The organism is Planotetraspora silvatica (genome assembly GCF_016863315.1).
Classification (GTDB): Bacteria; Actinomycetota; Actinomycetes; order Streptosporangiales; family Streptosporangiaceae; genus Planotetraspora; species Planotetraspora silvatica.
Map to the genome: position 1 here is coordinate 20,290 of NZ_BOOQ01000063.1, position 7,467 is coordinate 27,756.

5 protein-coding genes and 1 pseudogene are annotated in these 7,467 nt (G+C 66.3%); 3 read left to right on the top strand and 3 right to left on the bottom strand.

The features are described 5' to 3' along the window. Positions 1-808: 808 nt before the first annotated feature. Together Psi02_RS37715 and Psi02_RS41275 are read left to right on the top strand one after the other, a co-directional pair. Positions 809-2,173, top strand: a complete 1,365-nt coding sequence (locus tag Psi02_RS37715) for a sensor histidine kinase (protein ID WP_203980721.1) — start codon at positions 809-811, stop codon at positions 2,171-2,173. 657 nt (positions 2,174-2,830) lie between these two features. After that, positions 2,831-3,082, top strand: a pseudogene (locus Psi02_RS41275) (pyridoxamine 5'-phosphate oxidase family protein); the annotation flags it as partial. A 57-nt stretch (positions 3,083-3,139) separates the two neighbouring features. On the opposite strand, the gene Psi02_RS37720 reads toward Psi02_RS41275, so the two are convergent. Then, positions 3,140-4,819, bottom strand: a complete 1,680-nt coding sequence (locus Psi02_RS37720) for a sensor histidine kinase (RefSeq protein WP_203980722.1) — start codon at positions 4,817-4,819, stop codon at positions 3,140-3,142. 681 nt (positions 4,820-5,500) lie between these two features. Between Psi02_RS37720 and Psi02_RS37725 the strand changes: the two genes are divergently transcribed. Next, entirely contained in the window at positions 5,501-5,830 is a 330-nt protein-coding gene (locus tag Psi02_RS37725) for a hypothetical protein (RefSeq protein ID WP_203980723.1), read from the top strand. Positions 5,831-5,952: 122 nt separating this feature from the next. On the opposite strand, the gene Psi02_RS37730 is transcribed toward Psi02_RS37725, so the two are convergent. Continuing rightward, complete coding sequence (locus Psi02_RS37730) at positions 5,953-6,318, bottom strand: transposase (RefSeq protein WP_308442305.1); 366 nt, start codon at positions 6,316-6,318, stop codon at positions 5,953-5,955. A 142-nt stretch (positions 6,319-6,460) separates the two neighbouring features. Next, complete coding sequence (locus Psi02_RS37735) at positions 6,461-6,925, bottom strand: hypothetical protein (RefSeq protein WP_308442306.1); 465 nt, start codon at positions 6,923-6,925, stop codon at positions 6,461-6,463. Between the last annotated feature and the right edge of the window lie 542 nt (positions 6,926-7,467).

Below are 7,467 nucleotides of genomic sequence, written 5' to 3' on the forward strand. Positions count from 1 at the left end.
GCTGGACTGCCCGCGATCTGGTGGGCGAACTGATCCGGACAGCTATGGAGATCGTTTGGGGACCTTGTAAATAGAAGGTCTCTCACGCAAGAGCCCTGGCTGTACAGCCACGACTACAGCCAAGGGGGCGAACACTCCCGAACTTCGGCGAGTGTCCGCGAACACTGCCCGCCCAGGTCAGGGGCGTCTACGTCGATTCTGAGGCGGTGCGCGGCCGGGCGGGAGCGCCCCAGCAGAGTTTTTGCAGGTAGTTTGTGGTTCAGAGCGAGTCGGTGCAGGTAGGGAGCGTGCGGAATTCGAACCCGGCCTACAGGCCGACTCGAGGTCAGGCCTGGCCCTACGTCACCGGCGCCGTCAGGGGTCGAGGTCGCGGATCCCGACGGCGTCGTGACGCCAGAACGGCTCGGAGTAGACCAGCGTGGGCCGTGCATGATTGGCCTCGGGCACGGTAGTCGGAGGCGACCGCAGACCTTTCCCGCACTGTGGGACGAAGGTCCTGGATTCCGCATGGCTTTGGTTCCTGGCGTGCAAGTCCTACAGCCCTGTTCCCCCGTGGTGGGCCGAGGTGTGCTGTAGAGGTACACGAACAGGTCATCGCGTACCCATCTACGCAGCCCACGTCGCGGTTTCCAGCAAACTCTCACCGGGTGGGGCGTATATCGCGGGGCATAGTCCCGCTGACGCGGACCCGCGACATCAACGTCCCGTATCCATCCACCCCCGATCTCGCCTCTCGCACTAGATGTGTGGGGGCTGTGCGGAGCCCAAGAGGATGAACACGAAACACAAATGTTCCGTCGTCGCACGCATGACACTGTTCACCGGCGTGGTGGCCGCCATGCTGTCCACGTGGCTGGCCGTTGTACTGATGATCGCCATCCATCGTTTCGCCGCCGGCTCGCTCATCCAGGATGTCCGCGCGACCGCCGGTCGGGTGGCCCAGAAGGTCGAGCAGCAATCCCAGGCGTACATCCCGCTGGTGGGTAGTCGGGTCCGCAACATCCAGATCGTCGATCCGCGGGGGCATGTCGTCGACTCGACACCAGCGCTACACGGCAAGCCACCCATGGCCCAATTCACCCCGGACAGCCAGGACAGCAAGCATGCAGTCGTGTGCAACGGGGTCTTCGGAGCCAACAAGTGCGACATCGTGGTCGCGCAGTCGGCCCACCGGGATCATGCGAACTGGACCGTCTATGCCTCCGCACCCGTGGTGCCCTGGTCGGTCGTGCCTTGGCTGGCCACCCTTGTCGGCGGGTCCGCGATCATGTTGGCCGTGGCCATCACGTACCTCGGCAACCGGATCGCCACCGTGTCCCTCCGGCCGGTTGGCGCCATCCGGAGAGAGCTCGACGAGATCAACGCGACCTGTCCCGCGCGCCGGGTACCGGTTCCTACTGGCACGTGCGAGATCCACTATCTGGCCAAAAGCGTCAACCACACGCTGACCCGCCTGCAAGGAGCGATGGAACGGCAGCGCCAGTTCACCTCGGATGCCTCCCATGATCTGCGCAGCCCTATCGCCGCGATGCGCGCGGAAGTCGAGGACGCGATGTTGGCGTCCCCGGAGGCCACCATGAACCGGGCCGGGCACGCCGTCTTGTCGAGCCTGGACCGGCTTGAGGCGATCGTGTCCGACCTGCTGACCCTCGCCAAGCTGGACGCCGGCACGCCGGGCGGAAACGAGCCGGTCAATCTGGCCGAACTGGCGGAGGCGGAGTGCAGTAGGCGCCACCATACGAGCAAGACGCTCCTGTGCTATCTCCAGCGGGGCGTGGTGGTGCTGGGAGATCGGCTGCGCCTGGGCCGACTGCTCACCAACCTGCTCGACAACGCCGATCGGCACGCCGAGGCCATGATCACGATCAAGGTATGGCAGGCGGAGAGCGAGGGCCCGCGTTTCCCGCACGGCGTCGCCGTACTGGAGGTGGTCGACGACGGGCCGGGCATCGAGCCGGACAAGCGCGAGGTGGTGTTCCAGCGGTTCGCCCGGCTGGACGCCGCCCGCCGCAAGGACGCCGGGGGCACGGGGCTGGGCCTGCCGATCGCCCGCCAGATCGCAGAGTCCGGCGGAGGCACCCTGCGGATCGAAGACAGTGACCGCGGCGCACGCTTCGTCTTGCGCCTGCCGCGCTACCTTGAGGCCCCTCTCGTATACAGTGTCCAGACCTGATCTCCGGAACGGAGGGGCCTCAGTTCCGTTCCAGTTCCGTCCAAGGTCGTAAAACGCCGGAAGTCGACCAGAAGCGTTGCGAGTCGTATTGCCTGGTCAGGGCACTACTCAGTGTCTCGGCGCAGGTGGAGAAGTGGCAGGGGAGAGTTCGAGCTCTACTACGACGTCTGATCGTTTCCGCCCGGTGACCTGCCTGTTCACCGTGCGTCTGGGCGTCGATCAGCACGGTGGCGTAGCGGTGGCTACCGGGTCAGCTGGAGCTTCGGGCAGACTCGGTCTCGGTAGCCGTCGACAGGCGAGCACTCGTGCGTCCGGGACCCTTCCGGGGAGTTCTACCCCCAGATCGTGCCCCTGTCGGTGCTCGGGAGACTTGATCGCTCACTGGATGTCGTACCAGGCAGTCGGCCTCGAGCACTAGATCATTAGGTTGCGGATGGGTCTCCCGCGAGCTGCTGAACGAGGTGTGCCGTCAATGGCGAGGAGGAACTGAGGCGCTGTTCGTTGGGGATGACTGGGTTGAGGAACACCATGATGTCGAACGGCAAGACGAAGCGGGACCTTCGTCCCTGACTGGGGGCGGCACGTTCAGGCAGGCTGTAGGATGTGAGACCCGGTTTCGGCCGGGTTGTAGGTCCCTTTTTCCCCCGGGAAGAGTGCATGGCACTCCGGGCCTCGGTGCAACCCGTCAACTTTCACCCCGACGGTGAGCGGATCGTCGTCCTCATATCGAGCGGTTCGAAGCTCTCGGTGGCCGCGGCGAACGCCGTCGTCGCCTTCGAGACCGACGAGTACGACGTCGAGACGCGCACGGGCTGGTCCGTGACGGCGGTGAGGCGCTCGCGGACCGTGGGCGAGCCCGGAGAGGCCGCCGCGTTCGCCCGCCTGCCGCTCGCGCCGTGGGCGCCAGGGCGTGACCACTACATCGTGGGGGGATCTCCAACGGCTTTTCGGGCGCCGGATCCACCGCTAGGCAATCGGCACCCGCCAGAGCAGCCAGGTTCCGCCGGATTCCGCCCGTGCCACCTCGAACGCGCCACCGAGTCCCCGCGCCCGTTCCTCGAGATTGCGCAGCCCGCGGCGCCGCCCGCCGGCCGGGACTCCCACCCCGTCGTCCTCGACGGTCAAGGTGAGCCATCCCTCTTCGGCCCGTACGGTCACGTCCGAGCGATACGCCTTGGCGTGCCGGACCACGTTGGATAGGGCCTCGCGGAGCACGGCCAGCAGGTGGTCGGCGAGCTCCGCCGGCACCTCGTTGTCGAGCTGGCCCTCCATGCTCAGACCGGGCATGAAGCCGAGGTGTCCGCGGGCGCTCTCCACGACGTCCACGATCCGGGCCCGCAGGCTCGGGGTGCCCGCGTCGTGAGGCGGTTGAAGCGCGAAGATCGTCGAGCGGACCTGGCTGATGGTTCCGTCCAGCTCGTCGATGGCGCTCTGCAACCTCGACGACGCCTCCGGCCGTTCCACGAGCCGGACCGTGCTCATGAGCGTCATGGCCACGGCGAACAGCCGTTGGATGACGACATCGTGCAGATCTTTGGCGATGCGGTCACGATCCTCGAGCAGCCCCAGCCGCTCCGCGTCCTTACGCGTCTCGGCCAGCTCCAGGGCGATGGCGGCCTGCCCGGCGAAAGCGTGCAGCGTCCGGAGTTCGGACGCGCTGAACGGGATCCGCCCCGAGCGTTTGCCCAGCGACAGGACGCCTCGGACGGCCCCGGCCGCGCCGAGCGGTACGGCGGCCTGCGGGCCGGGGCTGGCCGCCGAGAGGTCGCCCTCGGCCGGGTTATCCGCCACGAGGGGCTCGCCGGTGAGGAGGGCGCGCCCGGCCAGGGTGCCGGCGATCTCCTCTGTGGTGTGCCGCCTGTCGGCGTGTCCCTCCTCGTCGACCATGCGGAGGGTGCCCTCGCCGGCTCCCGGCAGCACGATCGTGATCTCGTCGGCGTCGGCCATCTCCCTGGCACGCCGCGCCAGAAGAGTGACCACCTCGTGTGGCTCGGCTCCCGACAGGAGCGCTGTGGTGATCTCGGATGAGGCCTGCAGCCAGGTTTCGCGGCGCCGGGTCTCCTCGTACAGCCGGGCGTTCTCGATCGCGACGCCGGCCGCGGTGGCCAGGGTGACGACGATCGCCTCGTCCTCCTCGTCGAACTCCTCTCCGCCGCGTTTCTCGGTGAGGTAGAGGTTGCCGAAGACCTCGTCTCGGACCCTCACGGGGACGCCGAGGAAGCTTGCCATCTGGGGATGGCCGGGTGGGAAGCCGTACGACTCGGGGTGCTGGGCGATGTCGGCCAGCCGCAACGTCTGGGGCTTCTTGATCAGTAATCCGATCAGACCCAGGCCGTGAGGCCAGTGGGCGATCCTCGCGATCTCCTCCTCGGTGAGTCCGACAGGGATGAACTGCACGAGTGTGTTGTCCTCGCCGATGACTCCCAAAGCGCCGTAGCTGGCGTCGACCAGGGTGGTGGCGGTCTCGACGATCCGATACAGCACCGTCTCCAGATCGAGGTCGCTGCCCACCGACACGACCGCGTCCAGAAGCCGGTGGACGCGATCGCGCGTCGCCAGCACCGCGTTCAGGCGCGACTGCAACTCCGCGAGCAGGTCGTCAAGCCGCATGTGCGGAATCAGCGAGCGCGGCTCGTTCTCCGCCATACCGGGAAGTTTCCCATTTATCACTCGCCCGCACCGGTCTCAGAGGATGTTTGATACCGATTTGGGCTGTCGCGCGCCGGTTCGGGCATAGGTACTGTCCGGTTCTGGTCGGACTGGCGGTCAGGCGGGTGGACATGGAGTTCACCATGGCCCAGCGGACCATCGACTCTGACCTGGATCGGCCAGCGGGTCGGGTTCAGCGTGGCAGACAACGGCGCCGGTCGCTTCGACAGGGTCGGGTGGTCAGGCCCGCGCAGGCCCGGCGACCCTGAACTGCGCCGGTGCACGGCGCCGCGCCGTTCTTCACCGTCAAGACGGGCAGGTACACGGTCAAGGACGTCTCGGTGTTCCCTCGCTGAACCCCGCCCATGCCCCCGTAGGATGCCCTGACCGGGATCACCGGCCCGGACAGGGCCCCAATCGTGGTCGGCTCATGCTTCGGTCCGGCGCCGCGGAAGCACCCTTCGCGCGGTTGGCCGCCTGATCCGCCTTCTCCAGCCGATGCTATGTCCGGAGCCGGTGACGGGAATCGAACCCGCGCTGTCAGCTTGGGAAGCGTATGGATCACGCCTCGTATGGGCGCTGAGCTGGACTTCGGGCCGGTCGTGAGTGACCGTGGTTGACCCCTCGTCACCCTGTCTAATTGCACGCTAATTGCACGACGATCAAGAATGTGACCTCGTGGGGGACTACCAGCGAGCGCTGATCGGCCGCATGGTCGAATACCTCGACCTGTACGCCTCGGGCCAGACACCGCTGTCCAAGCTGGTTGAAGATCTCTGGGGACTGTTTGAAGTATCGGACCCTGGTGAGCTCGAGATCAGAGACTCCTTTCAGCGGCTGTGGTCCGATCTTGATGGAGAGTGTGAGTTGCGGACTCAGCCCTGGGCGCCGGCCGGGGTGGCTGACGATGATCGCTTGGCCAGCGTCATCAGTGAACTGCGCATGTGGGCTACGCAGGTAGCTGCGGGCGAATCTCCCTCGCGCCCGCGCACACCTCCGCCTTCCTGATCATCCCGTCGGCCGTCGACCCGCCCGAAGGGGAAGCGGGCCATGGACAGCGGGTCCAGGTGGAGCGCCCCGCTGGGTTCTGGCGCGGTTTCTGTGAGGTCATTGCTCTGGGTGATGGTGGGTCAGGGTGTGAGCAGGATCCTCTTGCGGAGTAGGTCGAAGTTGGCGCGGCCGAACATCTGACGTTTGATCATCTTGATGCGGTTGACGTGGCCTTCGACGGGTCCGGAGCTCCACGCGTGAGTTAGCCCGGCAGTCACCGCGGCTTGGTCGCGTTCGACGCCTCGGATGAAGGAGTTGAGCCCTGGCAGATCGCTTGCTCGGGCGCTGGTGAGCCACTTGTGAAGTTGGTCGCCGTGCCGTTCGCTCATCATGACGGCGAACGCGCGGACGTGCGCGGTGGGTTGGGCCAGCTCAGGACAGCGATCGAGGATCTGCGCGAGTCCGCGGGCGTGCTCTTCCTCCAGGTTGGCGGGGTGTCGGATGATCCATCCGACTACATGGTGAAGGGACTGTAAGACGACACGAACGGCTCTGTCTCTCTTTCAATGGACAGACCCCCCTTAGGCGGCTCCAGTTCAGAGGCCCTCATGATGATCATGGGGGCCTCTTGGGTGTCTATCTGGGTGTCTACCCTTTTCGATCATGATTTGAAGATTCGGTCCATGACGGCCGCGCCGCCCTGGAGCACGGGGTGCCTTCGGCAGTCTTGAGCACGACTTCGGCCTGGGCCATGGTTAGCGCCTTGGACGGACGGCCCTCCTGACCCTTGGGCACCGCGCAGAGATCCACGACGTTCCTCTTGACCTTGTCGCGTGCCATCGCCCGCTTGACCGACCGGTTCAGGTAGGAGCGGAGGAGTCGCACGGTGCAGGTGCTGAGGATGGCGGCCTTCTCGGCGAGCCACTTGGGTGGCGTACTTGGCGATGTAGCCCGCGACCCCGCGCGTTCGCTCAGCCCTTCCGCTTGGGGGTCGAGCAGGACGGGGCGGATGTCGAGTTGGTCACCCCACCGCAGCACCCACCGGCCCAAATCGCTGATCGGCGACTTCACCGACACCCGTTTCGCGGCAGGAGGGATCGCACGGACCAGCAGGTCATGATCGGTCCAGTCGGGAGGTGGCTCGTGCGCCCCTCCGGGCCGTCGAGACGGATGATCATCGAACTCGCCGACGAGCCCGACCTCGACCTCACGCCGCAGGAACTCAGAGACAACGGCATCGACCTCGTGATCTAAAGCGAGGACGATGGCGAGCGAAAGAGAGGGCAACCCAACGAATGATCGCTCTATTGACACACACCCGGTTCAGATTTTCTTTGCTGGTTCAAGAGGCTCGCTGCGCCCGCCTGCCGCCTGGCTGCTCCTGCGACTTGGCGGGCTGCGCTAAACGCTCACGGCGCGGTCTTGATCGCGGTAGCGCGGGGGATGGGTGTAGGGGGTCCAAGGGGCGGTGGGCTCCGCCCCGTTCGGTCCGCGGACCGCTCGCGCCAGCCGCCCGTCCTCATTGAGGCGGGCGCGGAGGAACCCTACGAGACGTCCCACTGGGACGGGTAGCCGGAGCAGGTCTGGACGACCTTGGCGAGCCGCTTGGCCATGTTGACCCTTGTGTCCGGTCACGTCCAGCGGGGTGGTGTATG